We start from the raw sequence: 24,325 nt of genomic DNA, 5'->3' as shown, positions 1-24,325 counted from the left end.
AAATTTGTAAAGTCACAAAAATTAATTTGATATGAAGAAACTAACAGCAAGTCTTCTTGTTTTAGTAATGTCTTCTTCCATTGCTGTTGCGAACGCCCAGCAGAAGAATGATACTATTAAAACAAAAGAAATAGAGGGGGTGGTTGTAACCGCACTCGGGATTAAAAGAGAGAAAAAATCTCTTGGTTATGCTTCTGAAGAAGTAAAAGCAGCAGAGTTAACAGGCGGAACAACCAATACTGGTAACGTAGCATCTCTTCTTTCAGGTAAGGTAGCCGGACTACAGGTAAACACAAACAACAACTTTGGCGGTTCTGCCAACCTTTTGATCAGAGGATACAAATCTTTAAATGGTGGTTCTCCACTTATTGTAATTGATGGTTCCCCAGTTAATAATACAACAGTAACAACAGGAGCTCCTTTCGATTATGGTAATTTCTTATCAGATATCAACCAGGAAGACATTGAATCAATTAACGTACTAAAAGGAGCTGCAGCGTCTGCTTTATACGGAGAAAGAGGAAGTGATGGGGTTATTCTTATTGTGACCAAAAGCGGTAGAGGGAATAATGATGGCAGTTGGGGAGTTACCTTAACTTCAGGGATTACGGCTGGATTTATTGATAAATCTACGTTCCCTAAATATCAGACAAAGTATGGAGCTGGATATGGAGGCGAATCCTGGAATGAAGATCCTGGGCCGGGAGGATATAATTATGCTAACTTTGGAGATGATGCATCTTATGGACCCGCATTTAATCCTAATTCATTAGTTTATCAATGGGATTCATTTGACCCATCCTCTCCTAATTATGGTAAAGCAACACCTTGGGTAGCCGCTAAAAACGGACCCATTAAATTCTTTGAAACACCAGTCACATACGTTAATACACTTACCATTGAAAAAGGAAATAAAACTTCAAATCTTTCCTTGTCATATTCCAATATGCTTTCCAATGGTCTGATGCCTAATTCGGAATTAAGAAAAAATACTATTTCTGCTAAATTTAGCCATGATTTTACAGATAAACTACACGCTTCAGTCTTTACTACATTAACCTTACAGGGTACAAGAGGGAGAAATGAAACAGGATATTCTGACAATATTGTTTCAGGATTCAGACAGTGGTGGCAAACCAATGTGGATGTGGCTGCACTAAGAAATGCCTATCAAAACAATGGAAATAGTAATTTTAGCTGGAACAGAACTTCAGCAGCTGATGGAACTCCTCAGTATTGGAATAACCCTTATTTCCAAAGATATCAGAGTTACCAATCAGATGATAGAACAAGAGTTTTTAGTTATGCACAATTAAAATATGACATTTCCAAGAACTTTGGTATTACCGGAAAATTATCCTATGATGATCTACAGATGGTTGTAGAAGAAAGGCTGATGAATGGATCATTGCCTCAGGTATTTGGAGCTTCTGGCCTTAACGTTGGTTCAGGATATGCAAGAACGAATGTTAAAAATTCGGAAATGAATTTTGATTTGTTTGCGAACTATAAATTTAATATCACTCCTGATTTGAATGTTAGTGGGATTGCCGGAGGAAATGTTAGAAGAAATTTGATTGATAATGTATATATGAGTACAGAAGGCGGTTTATCTAAACCAGGACTTTTTGCTATATCCAACTCAGTAAGAACAATTCTTCCTCCTGATGAAAATTATGCGAAATTTTTGACTTCAAGTTTATATGCAACAGCATCTTTTGGCTATAAGAACTTTTTATTTGTAGATGGGACATTCCGTGTTGACCAATCTTCTAATTTACCAAAAGGAAATAACAGTTACTCCTATCCATCAGTAACAGGATCCCTTATCTTGTCAGAATTTGTAAAGCAGCCATGGCTTAGCTTCTGGAAGGTAAGAGGAAACTATGCAGAAGTAGGATCTTCAACATCGAACTACAGGTTAGCCAATACATTTAAAGCAAGAGGAGAAGGATTGTTTGATCAGCCTTATTTCCTTGCGAATCCTGATTTGAAACCTCAAAGATCTAAAGAAACAGAATTTGGTATGGAGGCTCAGTTCTTCAAAAATCGATTAGGATTTGATGTTGCTATTTATAAAACAAAAACTATTGATCAGATTATCAATTTACCAGTATCTTCAGCTACAGGATACCGAACATTCTTAGTAAATGCCGGACAAATTGATAATAAAGGTATCGAAGTTCAGTTGAATGGTACTCCATTTAAATCTGATAACTTTACGTGGGATGTTAATGTAAACTGGTCTAAGAACGAAAATAAAGTTATTGCACTTAATGGTAATTCACAGAATTATCTAATGGCTACTTATCAGAACGGAGTTTCTTTGAATGCCCGTGTAGGTGAAGCTTTTGGAGCATTGGTAGGATCAGATTACCAATATGATGCTAATGGTAACAAAATTGTAGATCCGGTGAGCGGAAATTATCTTAGAAATAATAATCAGGTAATCGGAAATATTACACCAGATTGGGTAGGAGGTATAAGAAACAGTTTCCGTTATAAAGATTTCTCTTTAAGTTTTCTTATTGATGTAAAACAGGGAGGCGACGTATATTCTCCGGATATGGCCTATGGAATATCAACTGGTTTATATGAAGAAACAGCTTATTACAGAGAGAGTGGGGTGATCAATCCGGGAGTTAATCCAAATGGGAATCAAAATACTACAGTTGCCGGAGATCCAACAAGTGCAGGTAGTGTAGATGGATACGGAGTTATGCCAAATAAGAGATTCGTATATGATGCTTCTTATGTAAAACTAAGAGAAGCGAGTATAGGATATTCATTGCCAAAATCTATTTTAGCGAATACTTCTATTCGGGATGCAAAAATATCTATTGTAGGTAGAAATTTATGGATCATTCATAAAAATTTACCATACGCAGATCCGGAAGCAGGTACAGGTAACGGATTAGCTGCAAAAGGACAGTCTATTGGGGTATTGCCTACGACTCGTGATATTGGAATAGATGTAACTTTAAAATTCTAAAAAATGAAAAAAATATTTTTAATTATAGGCTTAGCTTCATTATCGTTAACTTTTACGTCTTGTGAAAGAGAGATTACTTCATTGAATGAAGACCCTAAGCATCCAACGGAAGTACCTTCAGGAGTACTTTTCGCAAGTGCTGAACAGGCATTGCTAGATCAGATATTGAACGTTAATGTTAACCGTAATATTACTAAGTTTTTTACTCAGCAGTGGTCTGAGACAACCTATATTGATGAGTCTAGATATGATATGGTTTCAAGACCAATCCCTAGAAATCATTACAATCGTATGATGTCTTCTGCATCCGCAACCATTAACTCTCCGGGAGTATTATCTGCATTAAGAGATGCAAGAAGATTTCTTGAAACAGAAGGGGTAGATGCTGTTAAAAAAAATAACAATATTGCCATGATTGAATTGGTAAATGTTTATGCATGGGCCAACTTAGTAGATACTTATGGTGATATTCCTTATTTTGGAGCTTTGAAAGCAACAGCAGAGAATCCAGGGAATTCTGAAATTCCTTATGATGATGCAAAAACGATCTATCTGGATCTTATTAAAAGAATTGATGCAGCTCTTGCGATGATCAATACATCACAAAAAGGATATGATAAAGATCTGATTTATAAAGGGGATATGTCTAAATGGGTGAAAATGGGTAATTCATTGAAATTCAGAATGGCTGTTTCTTTAGCAGATGTAGAGCCTGCACTCGCTAAAACCTATGCAGAAGCAGCATATAGTGGAGGTTTATTTACAGATAAATTAGATAACTTTGGTTTACAAACTTTCCCTTCCGGGTTATTATCTAATCCAGTATATCAGGATGTAATTCAATCTGGTAGAAATGACTTTTTACCTTCAGACCTTTTGGTTAATTTTATGAATGGTAAAAATGATCCAAGAAGAGCTGTCTGGTTTACCCAAGTAGGAGGAGCTTATATTGGAGGAAAATATGCGAAACAAAACGTTTTTGGACAATATTCTCATTTTACAGATGCTATCTCAGGAGAAAATGCTCAGGGATTCCTATTAGATTATACAGAAATTATGTTTTTAAGAGCTGAAGCTGCACAGAGAGGATTCAGCGTTGGAGGTACCGCCGCCACTTTGTATTCAGATGCAATTAAGGCTTCTATGAAAGAATATGGGGTGAGTGATGCAGATGCTGGCACATACGCTGCCGCTAATCCATATGACGCAGCCAATTGGAAAAAATCTATCGGAGAGCAATCATGGGTAGCTATGTTTAATAAAGGTTTCCAGGCATGGAACTTTGCAAGAAGATTGGATTTCCCGGTATTTGTAAACCCTTCAAACTCCAGAGTAGAAGCTGTTCCAATTAGAATGCGTTATTCCGATCAGGAATATCTTTTGAATGCTACTAATGTAAATGCAGCTGCAGCAAAAATTGGAGGAGATAAAGTTTCAACGAAGATCTTCTGGGATAAGTTTTAATTTGAACAATAATCCGGTGAGTGTTATTGCATATCCGGATGTAGAAAATACTTAATTATGAAATATTTTATTGGAATTCTTTTATTAATGGGAATTGTTTCATGTTCTAGTGATGATGATAATAATGTAATGGTAAATAATGTAACCATCAATGGAACTTGGCGTCCAATTAAATATGAATTCAGAGGTAAAAATATAACATTGAATGATTGTGAAGACAAAGGTATAATAATGATCAACGCCGATTTCTCGGGAGCTTATGACAGATATGAAGCAGGAGTTTCAGGGAATTGTAATTTATTGGACTCTTTTGTAGGGAAATGGGCTTATGATAGTTTGTATAATACTCTTACAATTACTTATACAGAAGCCGGACTTACTAAAACCATGAAAAAAGAAGTACAGTCATATTCTGATACTGAACTGAGAATTCGGGATAATAATAAGAATCTGGATAATAACCCAGGCAATGATGATGCAACCTTAGTTTTCAGAAAAGAATAAATATTCTTATTTACCTATAAAACCGCCTTCGGGCGGTTTTTTTATTTCCGTATATTTGTACCTTATATTTTGAGCTGAGACAAATTGTAAAAATATCTCAACGATAGACTTAAAAGAGAATTTAGAAAAATGAATATTAAAGATATTATAGAAAAAAAACTTTCAGAAGTCATTTTAAACGTATATCAGTTAAAAGATATCAAACTGGAAGTTCAGGAAAATAAAACGGAATTTGAAGGGGATTTTACAATCGTTACTTTCCCGTTGGTAAAACAATTGAAAAAAAATCCTGAAAGCATCGGGGTTGAATTAGGTGAAGCTTTGACAGAGCAGACGGAAATTTTCGAAAGCTTTAATGTCGTAAAAGGTTTCCTTAATGTAAAAGTGAAAAATCAATTGTTTGTAGATAATTTCAGATCTGTAAGCAAGAACTTTTCTACCATAGAAAAGAAAAATTCTATGGTAATGGTAGAATACTCTTCACCGAATACCAATAAACCGTTACACTTAGGACACATCAGAAATAACTTATTAGGATTCTCTGTAGCTCAGATTTTAAAAGAGGCCGGATATGATGTAATCAAAAGTCAGATCATCAACGATAGAGGAATTCATATCTGCAAATCAATGTTGGCTTGGGAGAAATTCGGACATGGAGAAACTCCTGAAGCTACTAATACCAAAGGAGATAAATTTGTAGGAAACTATTACGTAGAATTTGACAAAAACTACAAAAAAGAAATTGCCGATTTAGTAGGTCAGGGGATAGGAGAAGAGCAGGCTAAAAAAGAAGCTCCATTGATGAAAGAAGCACAGAAAATGCTTTTGGATTGGGAAAATGGAGATGAGAAAGTAAGAGCACTTTGGGCTGAGATGAATTCATGGGTTTACAAAGGATTCAATGAGACTTATAAAAGATTAGGGGTAGACTTTGATCAGGTTCAATATGAAAGCAACACTTATATTTTAGGAAAAGATCTTATTCAGGCAGGTCTGGATAATGGAGTACTCTATCAGAAAGAAGATGGTTCTGTTTGGTGTGACCTTACAGATGAAGGACTTGATCAGAAGCTGTTGTTACGTTCAGATGGTACATCCGTATACATGACTCAGGATCTTGGAACAGCAGTTGAACGTTTTAAACAAAATAACATTCAGAAGCTCATCTATACGGTAGGAAACGAGCAGGATTATCACTTCCAGGTTTTATTTAAAATCCTGAAAAAATTAGGATATGAATGGGCAGATCAATTGTTCCACCTTTCTTACGGAATGGTTGAATTGCCTGAAGGGAAAATGAAATCCCGTGAAGGAACTGTTGTAGATGCGGATGATCTGATGCAGGAAATGTATGAGACAGCAAAATCTAAGGCACAGGAATTAGGAAAGCTCGAAAGCCTTTCTGAAGAGGATAAAGAAACCTCTTATGAAACGGTAGGGTTAGGAGCATTGAAGTATTTTATGCTTAAAGTAGATCCTAAGAAAAAAATGCTTTTCAACCCGGCAGAAAGTATCGATTTCAACGGAAATACAGGTCCGTTCATTCAATATACGTATGCGCGTATTCAGTCATTGCTGTCTAAAGCAGGTACTTTGAACACAGAAACTGCTGATATTGAATTAAATCAATCTGAAAAAGAATTGATTATGCAGCTGACCAACTTTAAAACTGTAGTTGCCAAGTCAGCGGAAACTTTAAGCCCGGCATTAGTGGCGAATTATGTCTATGATCTTGTAAAAGCATACAACTCTTTCTATCAGAATAACCCAATTCTGAATCAGGAAGATGAAAATGTAAAACAATTCCGTTTGAATATTTCAGATCTAACAGCAAAAACGATAAAAAAATCGTTAGAATTGCTGGGAATCGGAACAGTAAACAGAATGTAAAAATAGAAAGCCTCCTGAATTTTCAGGAGGCTTTTTTTGTATGTAAATAAAGTTGATACTTTAAGATTGCTTTGCTTCTGAAGCTTCCGGGGGAATATTCTCTTCTTGTGGTGCACTCATCTGTTTCAGACTATCTGCATATAATTTTGCAGGGGTCCATCGTGCATGTTTGGACAGAACAACTTTATATCCTTTTTTATAAGTATAAACTTTGGTAAATTCTGCGCCAAAGAAAATCAGCATACAGGAATAGTTGATCCACATCATAATCAGGATGACAGTTCCGGCAGCACCAAAGGCTGAAGTAGGTTTTATCTGGTTAAAATAAAGGCTTAATAAAAACTTTCCAAGGGTGAATAAAACAGTAGTCAGAAATGCCCCTTTCCACACCGGTTTCCAGCTGATCAGAACATCAGGCAGTACTTTAAACATCAAAGCAAATAAGAACATGACAATTCCAAAACCTACCGCAAAATTCACAAACTCAACCAGCATATAGGTTTCAAAACCAAAATACTGAGTAATTATTTTATTAAACAGACTGATCAGAGAAGATAAAATCATGGTGGTCATCAGAAGAAATCCCAAAATCAGGATCATTCCCAATGAATTGGCTCTGTCCAGTAAAAATTTGATGAGTGCTTTTTTAGGAGCTGCCTCTACATCCCAAAGTGTATTCAATGAATGCTGAAGCTGAAAAAATAAGGTGGTAGAACCGAAAACCAATGATCCGACTCCCACAGCTTTCATGAAAATATTCTTTTTGTCAATAAGGGCACCTGCCAGCATACTCTCAATACTTTTGGCTACATCGGGTCCCATAATACCGCTGATTTGCGTACTGATTTGGCCACGGATTGCTTCTTCCCCAAAGAAATTTCCAAGTACCCAGATAATAATAATCAATAATCCAGGAATAGAAAATATGGCATAATAGGCCAAACTTGCTGAATCTTTTGATGCAGTAGAATTGTTCCACTCTGTAAACGTGTCTTTCAGAACCTCCCAGAAAAATTTAGCAGTATTGATCATATTAAAATGGATATCCGATAGCAATATTTAAAACAAGATTATCTTTTCTCCAGCTTGAGTCTCCGAAATTAATTTTATCGAAGGCCCATCTGTCTCCTTTCTGATAGTAAGGAACTCTCAGTGGCATGGCAAGGTCTAGTCTTAGAATCAGGATAGAAAAATCAAGTCTTAGACCCACTCCGGCACCCACCGCAATTTCATTTAAAAAGTCTTTTGAAAATTTAGCACCAGGTCTCTTATCGTCGTCATGAAGAAGCCAGATATTTCCGGCATCTACAAAAACGGCAGCATTTAAAAATTTATAAAGATTGGCGCGGTACTCCGCATTTAATTCCAGTTTGATATCTCCAGACTGATCAAAATAAGCCCCTTCATCAATAGTTCTGGGATCAAAACTTCCGGGTCCTAATGTTCTTGCTCGGAATGCTCTGATACTGTTGCTACCTCCTGAGAAAAACTGTTTGGAGAAAGGAATAAATTCTGAGTTTCCGTAGGGATAGGCAATTCCTCCAATGAATCTCGTTGCCAGTGAAGACTTTTCAGTGAATTTGTGATAGAATCTGAAGTCATTTTCAATCTTTACATACTGACTGAAAGGAATTCCGAATATTTTCTTTTCCTTATCTTTTTTCACATCAGCTCCTGTAGCTAACCCTGTAATATTTCCTGCCAGATCAAGGGTACCTTTATAATAAACCGTATTGGTTCTCGGCAGCATGGTATTGGTGTACGTGAAAGAGTAGGTAGGTCCGAAAATTAACTGTTTATCTACAATTCTTTGCATTGCAGGATTTTTTGCAGATATTCTATTATATTCATCCGTAACATTTGCTGGTGAAACCAATGTAATGTCAATCACCTTCAGTTCATGTTCTTTTCTGGCATTTTCTTTCCACAGATACCCAAATGATCCGGTGAAGTTATTTAAGGTATAATATTTTGTTCTGTTCTGGAATTCATATCCTAATGTGATATTCGTTCTCGGAACAAATTCACTGGAAGAATGAAAACGGAATGGCGCCACAATTCTAGGGATTGAAAGCTGTGCATTGGCTCCTGCACGGAAAATATTATTGGCATCCTGAGCTCCTCCCATCTGGAAATCAAAAGCTCCGAAGATCGCCGCTTTAAATTGTTCTGCACCTCTGAAGAAATTTCGGTGGGTCCAGTTCAGGTTGAGTTCACTACCTGCATAGTTGGCAGAATTGGTTCTTCCTAACGCTTCCAGACGAAGCGATTGAATTTGTCTTGGGGTTAATAAATAATAAGCATCAAATTTATGACTCAGTGAATCCGAAACCACGAACTCATTCTTTACAAATTTGAAAACGCCCAAACTGATCAAACGGTTCAGCGTAAGATTATGATTGGAGCGATTATAAAGATCTCCTTTTTTGAAATACAGTGCTCTGTCAAAAATCTTCGGCTTGAATTTATGCTGAGGATCAATGACGTAAATATCATCAAAAGCATATTTGGAAAGAGAATCTTTATTCATTGGAATGCTGTATTTCCCTTCTTTTACATCCTGAATGTTGTAATTAGGGAATACAATAACATTATTAATACTGAATTGCTGAGTCGCTAAATCAGGCGTATTGTCTTTCAGTTTTACGTTAAGCTCAACCTTATGATTTTTGCTTACAGTACTGTCTGCCTGTACAATAATATTATCAGGATGGAAATAATAAAAACCTCTTTCTTTTAACCGATTATCAATTCTTTCCCTTTCCGCTTTGATAACATCCAGGTCAAATGGATTTCCGTTTTTAAGAAATGTTTTTTTTGTTAAATTCTGAATCTCCTGATTAACAAGAGTAGAATCTTTCTGAAACTTTACCCCGTCAATCAAGTATCTTGAACCCGGTCTTACCGTATAAATAACCTGAGCTTTTTTGTTCTTTGAAACCGTGTCATAAGAAGCTTTAGCATTGAAATATCCTTTGTTTTCAGAATAATTGACAATGATATCTTTATTGAACTCACGGTCTACATCACCTAATAATACAGGCTTTTCACCTATTTTATATTTAAGCCAGTAATTAAACCCTTTATCCTTTTTCGGCTCTTTGGCGATATTATAAAAATACAGCTTGGGACGCATCCCCAAAAATGTAGAATTAGGTTTTGGGGTAAGGTTCGCTTCCAGTGCAGCCTGAAGTTCTTTTTTTTCTTTTTTTGAAATCGTATCGTTTTCAATCTTTACCTTGGCTCCTGTGTAGAGCATCTGACCTTCTTTCAAAAACCTTGTATTACTGCACGAGAATACTGTGGATGCCATTCCGGAAACCAACAGATACTTACAATATATATGGAACTTTTTACTCATTATTTAAATTCTACCACTTGGTTATTTTGATTCTTTTTTGGCTTCTTCTCTTTAGATTTCTGGAAGATCTCGCGGAATTTGTCATAATCCAATGTAATAATGAATCCAACTCCGGTTTCTATAATCTGCCCTTGAAGAGCCACCTGATATTCATCTTTACGATAAGCACGCAGCATATATCTTCCATCTTTAGAAAGGCTGTAATCTACGGAGACGTTACCCGCAATATTGGTCATATTTTCGTTCTGACGGGCCTGACCTTCCAGTCCGAAATTACTTCCTACCGTTACTTTCAGTCGGTCATTCAGTAATTTTTTACTGATGTCTACATTCAGGTCGGTTCTGGTATTTTTTTGTCCGCTGGAATAGTCTTCTGTAGAATCAAGCCCGAAATTAAGGTCTACACCTTTGATCAGACCGGATGCTAGATTGTTTAGCTGTTGAGAAAGAATTTTACTCACACTCTGTCTTGCCATGGTTTCGGCAGACATTCCAGCTCCGCTTTCAAACGGATTTTCCCCGATGAAACGGTTCAGAAGCAATAAAGCAAAAACCTGTTTATTCATTTCAGATTCCTGAGTTCTCAACTGAGCAAGTTTCTGATCAACAATGTCTTTTACATTTGTTGATACAGAGTTATTTTTTTCATCAGTAGTAATATCAAAAGTAAGCAGAGGCTTTAATAATTCTCCCTTCATTTTCAATAATGCATTGAAAGGAATTCTTTGTTTAAACTGATTCATAAGTGAAGCATTTCCTTCGCCACTTACCTGTTGTTCGACAAGATCAATAGGGGCAGCTTCTGTTTTATAGACCGCCGTAATATCCATTTGAGCCATTGTAGGTTCACCTGTCCAGGTGATTGTGCTGCCTTTCTGAATATCAAATTTACGTTTAAGCAAGCTCACAGAAAGATCATAACTTCCTTTTTCCACTTCATAAACTCCTACTAATGTCATTTTTCCGGAAGGGTCAATTCCACCTGTCAATTCTGCTTCTCCCTGAAGTTTTACAAAATCACCGTTTACTTTATCAATAATAATAGAGAGTTTGGCTTCTTTGCTGACTTCAATGTTGACACTCACATCCATTCCTTTGATACGGCTTTTGGAGTCGAGAGAATCTGTTTTGATGGTTTTATTTAAAACTACCTGATCCTGATCTATAAACTCTACAATACCGTCTCTTTCCTGTAAAGATGGGGAAGATTGAGGAAGAACAAATGTAAAGTCTGTGTTGTCCGCTACATTCAGTTTTCCGTCTACTTTTGGAAGATCAAGGTTTCCGCGGATATGAAGCCCGGCATCAATCGCCAGAACACCATACATGATCGCATCATTAGACTTTTCTGAATTGACAACTTTGAAATCTTTCGCATTCACATTCAGATTAAAAGCAAAATCCCTGTAAGTCTGGGTCAGAACCTGTCCGTCCACAACAAGAGCATTGCCGTCTTTGTCTTTGATCTTGAATTTATCAAACTCAATCCCTCGGCTCGTAAAATCTATTTCATCACTCAGATGTCTGAAGTCACTTCCGGTTTTTGCGATTTCTAACCCTGCATCATTGAATTTTACTTTTCCTAAAATATTCGGTTTGTCAGCAGTTCCTGTAATTTTTAAATTCCCAGAAAGATATCCTTCCGTATTCGTAATGGCATTCATGGAAAACCCTTGAATACTCTTCATCTGAAGCTGGTTGATGGCCATATTCAGATCGAAGGTACTGGAAGAAGTATTATAATCACCCAGTATTTTGACATCATTGTTATTTCCGGAAAGGGCAATATCAGCATTTAAAACATTCGGTGAAGCATTGTTCACTTTTACGGCAAGATTTCCAACAGGACTTCCATAGACGATCAAATCAGAAATATTAAGGTCGGAAGTGAATGTCAATTTTTTGGTGATATCTCTAAGCTGTGCCGTTCCGTTAATGGTTCCTCTTGCCAGAACTGTATCTTTTTTAATAAGTTCTGTAATGGTTTCTATCTTAAAATCTTTCAACGAAATGTTTAAAGGACTGCTTGGATTACTGCTTTCAGACTGAACAGCAATTTCACTGTTTCCATTAGATAGAATGAAATTATCTGCCAAAATTCCTTTATTGCTGATCTGTATTTTGTTGTTTTCCGCAACATTCCAATCTGTGTAATTAAGCTTCAATCCGTTTGGATTTAAAGATATTTCTGTAATGTCATTCAGCGATTTTGCATTTCCTGCAATCAGGAATTGGGTAGCATCTTTCTCATCTTTTGTAGTAACATTGTATCGGATCGTATTGTCGGCAACATCTCCGTCAATGTTTATTTTGTTTAAAGAAAAACTTGAGCTTTTTAAAGCAGCAACATTCAGACTGTACTGCAATGCCTGATTTTCATTAGTAACTTTTAAAGCTCCTTTTTCAATGGTATTTTCACCATATAATAATCTTGGAATCTGTCCGTCAATCTCAATTTTCTGAGAATCTGCATCATAATTTCCTACAAGATTGATGGTTTCAAAATCTTTCAGATCCGGAACAAATTTTCTGATCAGGTCATCATTTTTAATTTTCGCTGTAAAAGTAAAATGCTGCCCCGGATCAATTTTTTGGCTTTTATCCGGTTTCTGGAATTGATAATACTGATTTATGGTTTTCGTTAAAGCACCAAAAATCTGAGTCAGTTTATATTTACCTTTCAATTCTACATCCGCGATCTGAGAATTGAAAATAATCTGTGTAGAATCCTTTGTGGATGATGCTTTCAGATTAACTTCCTGTACAGGATACACTTCTTTGGTATCCGAGAAGGCAAAATCTTTAAGGTTTAAATATCCATTAAGATTATTTGGATCCAGACTGGTGAAATCTCCATCAATTTTTCCGGCAATGATCATCGGTTTTTCATAGAAGCCAAGTTTATTGACATCCAGCTTGATGACTTCTCCATTCACTTTTACCGTAGGATTTTTTTCATCATACACTCCTGAGGCCGTCAATTGTAAACTGGCATTCGGATCTTTTGAGTCTAAAATTACATGATAAGCACCTTTGTTGATCTTTCCGGTAAGATTCATGTTTTGATATCGATATCCTTTGTAAACAGCTGATGCAACATGTCCTTTCAGATCTGCTTTGGCATTTTTAAAATCAAAACTTTCCCCTTTCGCTGCAATTTGTGCGGTGACGGGACCAATGTCTTTATTCTGAATGATTTTTCCTACCTGTATCCCTTGGAGATTAGCTTTTACATCATATAGCTCATGATTTTTTCTTCGCATATCTACTTGTGCGACTACAGCGGCATTTCCGAGAGTAGAGTAGAGATTAAGGTCTGCATTCACCACTTTGGTCGTTCCCTTTGCATTTCCTTTGATACTGAAATGAGAAGGAAGCGAAATATTGGAAGGAATCGTATTTTTCGGGACAAGATTGAAAATCGTTTTGGCATTGGAAGAAAATTCTCCAATTCTCAGATCATAATACAACTGATCAGGGTTCATTGCATTTTTGATTTTCCCGGATGCCATTACCCTCAATTCGTCCAACCCTGAAACTTTAAGGTCCTTGATGAAAAGGTCATTTACACTTCCTTTTACGTTGGCGTTGACATTTAAAACAGCATTCGGGTATTTGTTGAATGGCACTGTATTTTTTAAAGTCGGAACAATATTTAAAATATCAGAGAATCCTATTTTTGAATCTTTTATATTGGCTGAAATCTTTACAGCACCAAGATTTGAGGTTAGCTGATCAATAGAATTGTAGTTTAAAATAACCTCATCACGCAATATTGTTTTCGGAGTTTGCAGATAAAGATCTTTGAGATAAGCCTCCTTTTCTGCATATACAAAATCCGTATTGAATTTCTGAATATCCAAACCTCTTGCCTCCTGAATTTCTGCAGAATTTACGGTTCCTGCAAAAGTATTATTCTCCATTTTGAAACTTCTCACCTCAACATTCATTTTTGAAAAATTAAGGTGGTTGAAATCCATTCCCTGTTTGGTTGGAGCAATAGCAGTATTGTTATAGTTTACTTTTACATCATTTAAAACAAGCTTTCCTAAAAGAAGCTTCATCGCCTTATCCTGATCAGAAGCTTTGGAAACTTCTGGCTCTTTTGTCGTTTTCGGGTTGGCATTCTGAGCGGGTAGATAAAGATTGGCATTAATATCAGCTCCGGAAAGAAATACATTGGCTACGTTGTAAGCGTTGTTTTCAAGGTCAAGTTTATTAACCTTTGTGCTCAGCTCTTTGAATATAACTTTTGCAAATGTTTTGGTATTTTCATCTCCGTAATCAATATCGAAATGAGTAAGCTTAATGCCTCTCAGTCCAATGTTCATTGGTGTCTTTTTGTTGAGGGAATCTACTTTTTTCTCAACCTTATTTGCCACTTCTTCTATAAGACCCTGCTTTAGCTTTAATTTTAATCCGTCAAGATTAATATCATTGACTGCATAATTATTTTTGGTAAGATCAAACGTTTTTACTCTGGTATCAAACGACTTAAAATAGAGTTTAATATCATTCTTTGACTGCTGATCATTGAAGGTAACACCAATATCTTTTAAATTAATTTTATCCAGGGAAATAATAAATGGCTTAGAAGAGCTTTCTTCTTTATCAGTGGTAGCAAAAGCATCAATAATATAATCAAAATTGAATTTACCATCCTGCTTCCGCACAACATGGGCGCGGGCTCCTTCCATACCCACCGAAGTAATATCTGCCGTAGAATTGATAAGCTTTAGCATGTGTAGTCCTACATCCAGTTTTTTGACTGCAAGAAGAGTATCTACATCTTGTCCTTTCAGATATAGGTTTTCCATGACAAGACTGTTGGGAAATCCTATATAGACTCTTTCAAGGCTTACCTTGGTTTTGATTTTTTTCTCAAGATAAACAATGAGCTTGTCCTTAATAAAGTTCTGAACGGCTGGAAGTCTTAAGCTTAGTATCAACAGGGTAAGAAGAACCAATATTGAAATAAAGGTTATAACAATACGCCTTAAGAGTTTTGTGGTGTTGATTTTCAGTTTCAAATTCGGTGTGGTTTCTAACAAAGATAATAATACTAAATTATTTTGACTTTGTTGTGGTACCCTTTACGAATGCAAAAATCCTGCCTTGGCTGTCTTATTATGGAATTTTTAGTTTGTAGTTGTCAAGTGAATAGTTGAGTAAGATAGGCCAAGGCAAGGATTGTTATGGTAAAAAACGCCCCCTTTTTATCATTTTTTGATGTTGAAAAGGTTAGTTAGCAAAAATGAAAATTCAAAAGTTAGTGTAGTTGTAAAGGGGGCGTGGCATGGTTTATATGATAGATAATAAATTTTTTAGTTGTTTCCGTTCTCCCATTTTACTTCTTCTCCTTGCGGGGCGGCGCCGCCTTGAGCAGTTGTAATGGGAGCCGTTTCCTGGTTGATATGATAAATATAAGCGGCAATTTTTTCAGCATCTCTTCCTGTAATAGTTCCTTCCTTGATGAAAGGTCTCATGGTAGGATTGTTTGGAGAGCCGTTCTCAAGCATCCAGAAAACATTTTTAAATAAGCTTTTTTCTTTCATATTGATCCAGTGGGTGTCGGTAAGGTTGGGACCTATGCCTCCTTTTCCACCGTCTCCATGGCAGGTAACACAATTTGTTTTGAAAAGTTCCTGGCCATCTGCAATATTATCGGCACTGTATTTTGCGGATTCCAGATTGATCTGAGGGGCACTTTTCTCATACTCTTCAATGGAAGCTAACATGGTTTTTGCTTCTTTTGTATACTCTACTTCCGGATGGGCGTAGTCTGTAAAAGAGAAGGCTAATAGATACACTGCACAGAAAATACAGCCAAACCAGAATAGACCTATCCACCATTTTGGAAGAGAATTGTCAAGCTCTGTAATTCCGTCAAAACCGTGGTCGATAAGGATGTCCTTTTCTTCGGTCACAGATTGCTTTTTGAAGGCGGAATTCCATAATTTCTGATAATAAGGAATCTTTTTTTCTGCCAGATATTGTTGTCTCTCTTCCTCTGATAATCTGCTGAAGCTTTCATTTTCTACCAGATCTCCAATCGAATTCATGATCAGCAGAAGAATCGTGGCAATTAATATTAGTGCCCAGAAAAATGGAGAAGAAAAATATCCTGAATCGCCGGCGAACATTTCAAAGGCCATGATCGTTAAACCTATCGTTGTTGCGATATATATTGAAATTGGGGTTCTCGTTTTCATTGCAATACAATTTTAAATGTTACTCTACGCTTGCGGTTTGTACCTGTGTTGTTTTAATATCCGTACCTAATCTCTGCAGGTAAGCGATCATTGCTATGATTTCTCTTTGTTCAAGGGGGACATAGGCAGATCCTTTTGCTGTTTTTTCTTTGACCATCTGGTCTTTTACATCAACAGCTTCAGAATAGATTCTTTGTACAATAGCTTTGGATTGGTTGTCTGCCCATTGGTTGGCAGAATCGATCTGAGCTTTGGTATAAGGTACATCGAAGACATTTTTCATCAGTTTCATTTTATCTACCATTTCATTTCTGTCCAGCTTATTGGTGATTAGCCATGGGAAACGCGGCATGATGGAACCTGCAGAAGTAATTCTTGGGTTGTACATATGTTTGAAGTGCCATGAATCCGGGTTTCGGCCTCCTTCTCTGTGAAGATCCGGCCCTGTTCTTTTAGATCCCCATAAGAAGGGTCTGTCATATACAAATTCTCCCGCTTTGGAATATTGTCCGTTTTTTCCTTCAAATCTCATTACTTCATCACGGAAAGGTCTGATCATCTGAGAGTGGCAGGAGTTACATCCTTCACGGATATATAAATCTCTCCCTTCAAGCTCCAGTGGAGTATAGGGTTTTACGGCTGTAATTGTCGGAACACTTTGCTTCAGTGAAAGCGTCGGAACAATTTCCACCAGTCCACCAATTGCTATTGTGATGAAAGCTAGTATAGATAGAAGAGTAGGTGTTCTTTCCAACCATAAGTGCACCCCTTCACCTTCTTTTCTTGAAGATCCGATATTGGCTAATGCAGGAGCCTCTGCTGGAACTTCTTTCTGGAATGATCCGGCTTTAACGGTTTTGATAACATTGATTACCATTAAAATTGCCCCTAAAAGATAAAATACACCTCCTAAGAATCTCATTTTAAAGTAAGGAATGATTGCTGTCACGGTATCCAGCCAGTTTTTCCATAATAAAGTTCCGTCCGGGTTGAACTGTTTCCACATCAATCCCTGGGTGAATCCTGCGATATACATGGGTACAGCGTAGAAGATAATTCCTAATGTTCCCAGCCAAAAGTGCCAGTTAGCCAATTTTTTAGACCAAAGGGGTGTTCTCCACATGATCGGAACCAGATAATATACCACTCCGAATGCCATGAAACCATTCCATCCAAGAGCTCCTAAGTGTACGTGGCCAATCACCCAGTCGGTATAGTGACCAATTTTATTTAGTGATTTTGTTGCTAATAAAGGTCCTTCGAAAGTGGCCATACCATAACAGGTAATAGCAACTACAAAGAATTTTAAAATGGGATTTTCTCTTACTTTATCCCAGGCTCCTCTTAAGGTAAGAAGACCATTCAGCATTCCTCCCCATGATGGTGCAATAAGCATAATGGAGAATCCCGTTCCTACTGCCTGAGCCCATGCCGGTAATGCTGTATATTGCAGGTGGTGAGGCCCAGCCCAAAGGTATACAAAGATCAGCGACCAGAAGTGAATAATGGATAGTTTGTATGAGAATACCGGTCGCTGTGCTGCTTTTGGCATAAAGTAATACATCAGACCTAATACAGGAGTGGTTAATACAAATGCTACCGCATTGTGCCCATACCACCATTGTACTAATGCATCTTTTACACCTGCATATACAGAATAAGATTTCCAGCTTGTGAAAGATAACGGAACTTCAAGATTATTGAAGATGTGAAGCATTGCTACAGCGATCCAGGTTGCCAGATAGAACCAGATCGCTACATACAAATGTCTTACTCTTCTTTTGGAAATAGTTCCGAACATATTGATTCCGAAAACGATCCATGAGAATGCAATTAAGATGTCAATAGGCCATTCATGTTCAGCATATTCTTTTGAAGTATTGATCCCCATAAGGAAAGTAATCACTACGCTGACGATCATAAACTGCCATGACCAGAAATGAATCCATGATAATGTATCACTATACATTCTGGTTTTAAGAAGTCTTTGCATACTGTAGTAAGCACCGCAGAAAAAGGAATTACACACGAAAGCAAAAATTACAGCACTTGTATGGAGCATTCTGATTCTTCCAAAGCCCATTGCTCCCTGAGTATTGATCAGCCCCTGAATATTACCCGAAGCTAAGCTTTTAATAGTTGTATCATCCGTACCGAATAAAAATTCAGGTAATTCAGGATAAAAAAGCATCAGTGCAGCTGTAAGCCCCAGCAGAAATCCTACAAGTCCGAATGCGATAGTCGCATAGAGGAATGCTCTGACAATATTATTGTCATAATTAAATTTTTGCGTCTCCATAAATTCCAATAGTGTTTACCAAAGTGATATTTTCTCTGAAAAAAGGGGTGTTTTTAAGCCTTTTCTATATTGAAAATAAATATCATGTAACGTGTATAATGTTTTGCCAAAGGTATTTATTACCTTTGTTAGAGGCTAATAGATAATCTTCTAAAATATACCGAAAACTACTAAAACAAAAATGATGAAAGTATGTGGACAAAATATCAGGAAAATACGTAGGAGCAGAGATCTTACGCAAGAATATATGGCTTTTGAAATGGGAATTTCCCAGAAGGCCTATTCCGATATTGAAAATTCCAAGGTGAAGATCAACCTGGAGATACTGACTAAAATATCCAATATTTTAGACATTAAGCCATCCGATATCTGCAGCATTTCGCACAAATGTGGAACAGATGGAAATGATGACAAATACCAGAGCCTTTTAGAGTATATAAAAAATAATAATATTGCGATTCCGAAAGAGTTTTTGTAGACTTTAGTTGTACTCTTTTACATTCAATTTTAATAATTATAAAACAGTGATCTCCTTCAGCCATTGAAGGAGATCATTTTTTTGTGTTCAAAAAGTGTGTGTTTCTAGTCTATGCCTGATGATAATGTCATTGATGGGGAACAAGCAATGGTTTGTCAAATTTATTATAATCAAGATACTATTAATAAATAATTATGTAGATAAAAATTCACATGATTGTGGATAAATATTTACAATAGATTTAATTTTCTATAATATATTTGTCTTAAATATAATGCTGCCCTACTGAATGAAGCTTCTTTACTTTATTTCATTTTTGTTTGTTCTAAATGTCAACGGGCAAAACTATACTACCCAATGGTATAACATGGATAATGGTCTGCCTCAAAATAGTATCAAAGACATCGTAAAAGATAAATATGGATTCATCTGGATGTCTATGGAAGGGAGGATTCTGAGATATGATGGGAGTAACTTTGTACAGTATAATAATTTTAAACTTAAAAATTTAAGTTTTGGAGATTTCTATGGGAGTATAAAGAAAGACAGTATTTCTGTTTTTAATATTTCTGAACAAAAAGTTCTTCTGATTTCCCGCCGGCGGCCAGATGTTATAGCCATTAACAATACATTTGAGTATGGAGGTGCTTTGAAAAATAAGATTTATAAAAGAATTGTAAGGAATAATATCACTGCAAGGTATATTTCTTATTATATAAATTCTTATTACGTTCAGTTGGATGAAGGATCATATTACTTTGAAGATAATACTATTTTTTATGTTGATAAAAAAAGTAAGAAAAGAACTACTGTTGCTGGTGGGTTCTCTTATGACCGGTTAAAAAAAATGTTTGTTCATGGTGAATATGTACTAATCAGTGATCCAGTCAGAAAGAAAATAATCCAATTATATAGAGGAACATTGTCTGAGATAGAAGCCCCTTCTATCTATACAGATCCTGAAACCAGAATGTACTGGCAGCAAATTTCCGGACAGGTTTTTATGATCCACCATGGTAAAATATACAGAAGTGAATTCTCAGGAGGTAAACTAAAACTCACTTTTTTATTAGAATACAAGGATATTGATAAAGATATCTCAGGAGCTATATTTTATGATGAGACTGCCAGAAAATTATATATTGGAAGTTCTATTAATGGACTGAAGATTCTGAGCTTATCAGATTTTTCGGTTTCCAGGAAAAATTTGTCTTATCAGGATGAGGTCTGTTATGCAGCAGTTTCTTACGGGGATAATTCTGTTTTGACACAGGAAGGAATAAAATATTCCCGCCATACTTCAGAAAGATTATTTTTTGCCCCTCAGTCTTATGATAAGAGATATATAATTGAAGATAATGCAGGAAATCTGATATATCGGGAAAATAACTCTATCCACGTAAGGTATAGAAATACTGGATTTACAAAGTATGATTCCATTTCTTTTAAAGATAAAGGTATTGATGGGCTTTATAAAAACGGGGATCTTTATATTGCATCCATCATAGATAGAAATCAATTTTATCTGTATCTGTTTAGTCACAATAATTTTAAGAGAGTTGAAAGAATTATTCCATGTGAAGATAATATATATACTGTTTTCAGATATGATAAAGATCTTCTTTATCTTGGAAGCAGTGGCGGAATTTATGTGTACTCTCTTACTCGGAAAAGGATGATAAAGCAGATTGGAAAAGGTCTTCCTGTAAAACAAATTATCCGAACAAAAGACGGAAATATCTGGTTTACTACTTACAACAGGGGAATTTATTTAATAAAAGCTCAGGAAGCTGTAAGAGTTCCTTCCGATAAAAATAATTTTCTGGCCAATGCTCATTATTTGTTGGAAGATCAACATTCCAATTTATGGATGTCTTCAGATAACGGACTGTTTAAAGTCAATAAAAATACTCTTCTGCAGTACCTAAAAACTATGAAGGGAGTGATCACTTATTATCGTTATACCAAAAAGCAGGGTCTTTTAAATAATGAATTCAACGGAAGTGCCAATCCCTGTGCTCATGTACTGAAAGATGGACAATTTGTATTTCCTTCCATGGTGGGCTTTGTATTTTTTAATCCTGAAAATGTCAGAACTTATTATCCGGCAACGGAAGATATATATATAGAAAGAGCAAAAATAAAGGGGAAGATGATTCAGCTGAAAGATAAACTCTTCCTGGAATGTGGATATAAAAATGCAGAACTCTATATTGATATTCCTTATTACTCCGATTTGGAAAATATCTACCTGCAGGCAAAATTTTCAGATAGTGAAGGGGGCCCATGGGTTAATATTAAAAATGATAAAATATTTCGGCTGACCAATATGGAACCCGGAAATTATACTCTTTTGGTTCGGTTTTTATCTTCAGAAACTGGGAAATTCTTTTATAAAAAAATTCCTGTAGAAGTTGAAGCCTATTTTTATCAGACTCTTCTTTTTAAAATCCTAATGGCCGGTATTGTTATTTTCATCGTTTTAGGAATTGTACAGGTGAGGACCAATTTTTTAAGATTGAAAAATAAGGTGCTGAAAAATACAATTGTGCATAAAGATAAAGAGCTGCTTGAAACCAATAACAAACTTAAAAGTGAATCCGATTATCAAAAAAAACTAGTAGAAAGTATAAGTCATGATATCACCACCCCTGTGAAATTTATTGCCCTTCTTTCACAGGAACTCAATCAGTCTTCGGATCTGAAGACACAGAAAAAATATTTTGACAGCATTTACAAAACTTCAGAACAGCTGTATAAATTTACATTAAGCCTTAAGGAATATACGGAACTGTACAAGCAGGAAAATAAAACGGAAGAAGAATATTCTGTTTATGACCTCATTGAAACCAAAAGATTATTATTTGAAGAAATTGCAGGGCAAAAAAATACATTTATCTACAACTTTTGTGATCATCAACTGAAAATACTAATCAATAAAAATATTCTCCTTGCAGTTTTCCATAATATCATAGATAATGCTGTGAAAAATACCTCAGACGGAGAAATTACCATCACATCAGCTTTCACTGAATCATATATAGAAATCAGTATTAGTGATACAGGAAATGGGATGTCTGATGAACAGAGAATCTATTATTCCGGACTTTTTAAGGAAAAAGAAAACAAACAAATGATTTTCAAAAATTACGGTTTAGGTCTTCATATGGTTATTCAGCTCCTTATGAAAATTAACTCCGAAATGACTTTTCATAAAAATACTCCGAAAGGAACCCTTATTAAAATCCTTATTAAAATATGACAAAAAAAATACTCATTGCAGATGACCATCATGTGGTAAGAATTGGGACAGCTATGATCCTGGAGAAAAATTTTAATCATTTTGAAGTCGATTTTGCAGAGACCTATGGAGAAGCAAAAAAGAAAATTGAAACTGAAAAATATGACCTTGTTATTCTGGATATTGAACTTCCGGGAAGCATTCTCAAATCTATGGTCAAAGAGATCAAAAATATCTCTGAAGATACTCTTATCTTAATATTTACATCCTATAAAGAAAATATTGCTCTGCAATATATTAAAGAAGGGGCGAACGGTTTTTTGAACAAACAAAGTGATCCGGATCATTTTGTAAAAGCTATTGAAGCTCTTTTTAAAGATGGACAGTATTATACTCAGGAAATCATGAATGAAGTGCTGAAAGGAAATAAAAAGAGAGCTGCAGTTGAAAATTTATCAGAGCGGGAACTGCAGATTTTTAACCTTCTTGCAAAAGGAAATGGAAATCTTGAAATTGCGAATGCTCTCAATATTGAAGAATCCACTGTAGGTACTTACAAAAGAAGAGTATACCAGAAACTGAAGATTACCAATCTGGTCGAATTGCTTGAGATTTACAAAGAAATACATTAATACCTCAGCAGGTATTGTCATAAAACCACTACAGTTTTGTGGAAAAATGCGTACAGAATCTGTTCTTTACTTATCTGTTTTTCGCAGTAGGTTCGTATTGTGGAAACCTCCATTAAATAATTCATGATATTGAATGGTGTTTCGCACCCTTTAGATTCTAAAATACGTATTTGTTTATGAAAAAAAAGATGTTTTTCATGGCTTTATTAGCCGGTTTAAATTGTGTTTCGGTAAGCGCCCAGGTGGGAAGTGTCGGTATTAATACCGCAAATCCAGGCAGTAGTCTTACGGTTAACGGCTCATTTGCTGCAACATATAGGATAGTGACGGCAAGTGGTACTATAGGAGCCAATGATTATTATATTGCTTATAATGGAACTACTAACGGGACATTAACTTTACCTGCCGCAATTAATGGTACAGGCAATTTTGCCGGACGTACTTATCACTTTAAAAATACAGGCGGAGCAACACTTACCATTTCAGCCAATGGTACCGAATTGATTGATGATCAGAACGGAGCTGGCACTGGAGTCCCTTCAATTACAGTTCCTTCAGGATATTATGCATTTTTGGTAAATAAAGGGGCAGTTACCGGTACAACATGGGAACTTGTTTTAGTTTCAAGCTCAAACAGTATGCCTTCTGTGAATCAGACCTATCTTTTTTCTTCCGCACAACAGAATGCGTTTAAACAAACTTGTACAGCGACTACAGGTCCGACATGGCAAAAAACAGAAATAAAGTATAACCAGGGAATGGGCATCAATACAGGAAATGTATTGGATTTGTCATCAGGAAGATTCAAAGCTCCTACAGAAGGTTATTATATGATCTATGGTTCTGCTCAATTTGATAATTCAGAGATTTCAGGCCAGCCGGGATTTGCATGGTGTGTGTTGTATCTGGTAAAGAATTTTGCAACTACACCAAACAATCAACTTGTACAGAACCTTCATACCAATCCGGGAATTTTTGCACCGGGTATTGTTTCTGCAGTGGTTTATTTGAATAAAGATGAAACTGTAAGTATGGCTTCAGCTGCTCAGTTAAATGGGGGAGGACCTCAATATCAGGTGACCTCAACTTCCATTTATGGGTACAAAATTGCAAATTAACAGACTATTGATATGGTAAAAAAACCGGCTTTAATCTATCGGGTTAAAGCCGGTTTTTGTAATTATATTTTACATTTTGCTAGTAAAGGTATAAATAGAAAGGGGGCTTTCCGATTTGAAGAAGAGTGAATTGT

General features: G+C 36.1%; 13 protein-coding genes. 8 read left to right on the top strand and 5 right to left on the bottom strand.

Annotated features, from left to right (window positions below; all coding sequences use genetic code 11):
- Positions 1-31: 31 nt before the first annotated feature.
- From AC07UM_RS08500 to argS, 4 genes are all read left to right on the top strand, one after another.
- Complete coding sequence (locus AC07UM_RS08500; protein WP_494682062.1) at positions 32-2,992, top strand: SusC/RagA family TonB-linked outer membrane protein; 2,961 nt, start codon at positions 32-34, stop codon at positions 2,990-2,992.
- A 3-nt stretch (positions 2,993-2,995) separates the two neighbouring features.
- Complete coding sequence (locus AC07UM_RS08495; RefSeq protein WP_494682061.1) at positions 2,996-4,456, top strand: SusD/RagB family nutrient-binding outer membrane lipoprotein; 1,461 nt, start codon at positions 2,996-2,998, stop codon at positions 4,454-4,456.
- A gap of 57 nt (positions 4,457-4,513) precedes the next feature.
- Positions 4,514-4,960 carry a lipocalin-like domain-containing protein gene (locus tag AC07UM_RS08490; RefSeq protein WP_494682060.1) on the top strand — a complete coding sequence of 149 codons (447 nt, stop codon included), beginning with the start codon at positions 4,514-4,516 and terminating at the stop codon, positions 4,958-4,960.
- Positions 4,961-5,089: 129 nt separating this feature from the next.
- Positions 5,090-6,850, top strand: a complete 1,761-nt coding sequence (argS, locus tag AC07UM_RS08485) for an arginine--tRNA ligase (RefSeq protein WP_494682059.1) — start codon at positions 5,090-5,092, stop codon at positions 6,848-6,850.
- Between the two features lie 60 nt (positions 6,851-6,910).
- Here argS and AC07UM_RS08480 read toward each other — a convergent pair whose 3' ends face one another.
- The 5 genes from AC07UM_RS08480 to ccoN form a co-directional block, all read right to left on the bottom strand.
- Positions 6,911-7,882 (bottom strand): YihY/virulence factor BrkB family protein, encoded by a 972-nt coding sequence (locus tag AC07UM_RS08480; RefSeq protein ID WP_494682058.1) that lies wholly within the window; start codon positions 7,880-7,882, stop codon positions 6,911-6,913.
- 1 nt (position 7,883) lies between these two features.
- Positions 7,884-10,211 (bottom strand): translocation and assembly module lipoprotein TamL, encoded by a 2,328-nt coding sequence (gene tamL / locus AC07UM_RS08475; protein WP_494682057.1) that lies wholly within the window; start codon positions 10,209-10,211, stop codon positions 7,884-7,886.
- Positions 10,211-15,241: a translocation/assembly module TamB domain-containing protein gene (locus AC07UM_RS08470; protein WP_494682056.1), complete on the bottom strand. Its 5,031-nt coding sequence runs from the start codon at positions 15,239-15,241 to the stop codon at positions 10,211-10,213. Before AC07UM_RS08470 ends, tamL begins: the two co-directional genes overlap by 1 nt.
- A gap of 294 nt (positions 15,242-15,535) precedes the next feature.
- Positions 15,536-16,423, bottom strand: coding sequence for a cbb3-type cytochrome c oxidase N-terminal domain-containing protein (locus tag AC07UM_RS08465; protein WP_494682055.1), 888 nt, complete (start codon positions 16,421-16,423; stop codon positions 15,536-15,538).
- Between the two features lie 19 nt (positions 16,424-16,442).
- Positions 16,443-18,722, bottom strand: a complete 2,280-nt coding sequence (gene ccoN, locus AC07UM_RS08460) for a cytochrome-c oxidase, cbb3-type subunit I (protein ID WP_494682054.1) — start codon at positions 18,720-18,722, stop codon at positions 16,443-16,445.
- A gap of 181 nt (positions 18,723-18,903) precedes the next feature.
- Here ccoN and AC07UM_RS08455 point away from each other — a divergent pair, with 181 nt between their 5' ends.
- From AC07UM_RS08455 to AC07UM_RS08440, 4 genes are all read left to right on the top strand, one after another.
- Positions 18,904-19,200 (top strand): helix-turn-helix domain-containing protein, encoded by a 297-nt coding sequence (locus AC07UM_RS08455; protein WP_494682053.1) that lies wholly within the window; start codon positions 18,904-18,906, stop codon positions 19,198-19,200.
- A gap of 289 nt (positions 19,201-19,489) precedes the next feature.
- Complete coding sequence (locus AC07UM_RS08450; protein WP_494682052.1) at positions 19,490-22,462, top strand: sensor histidine kinase; 2,973 nt, start codon at positions 19,490-19,492, stop codon at positions 22,460-22,462.
- A complete protein-coding gene (locus tag AC07UM_RS08445) occupies positions 22,459-23,073 on the top strand; it encodes a response regulator (protein ID WP_494682051.1) in 615 nt (204 codons plus the stop codon). The genes AC07UM_RS08450 and AC07UM_RS08445 overlap by 4 nt, the downstream gene beginning before the upstream one ends.
- A 176-nt stretch (positions 23,074-23,249) precedes the next feature.
- Complete coding sequence (locus tag AC07UM_RS08440; protein ID WP_494682050.1) at positions 23,250-24,191, top strand: hypothetical protein; 942 nt, start codon at positions 23,250-23,252, stop codon at positions 24,189-24,191.
- Positions 24,192-24,325 lie beyond the last annotated feature (134 nt).

This window comes from Chryseobacterium sp. GW821-FHT04C04, assembly GCF_059420365.1.
Note: the sequence above shows the minus strand (reverse complement) of the source record. Positions and strands in the feature narration are given on the sequence as shown.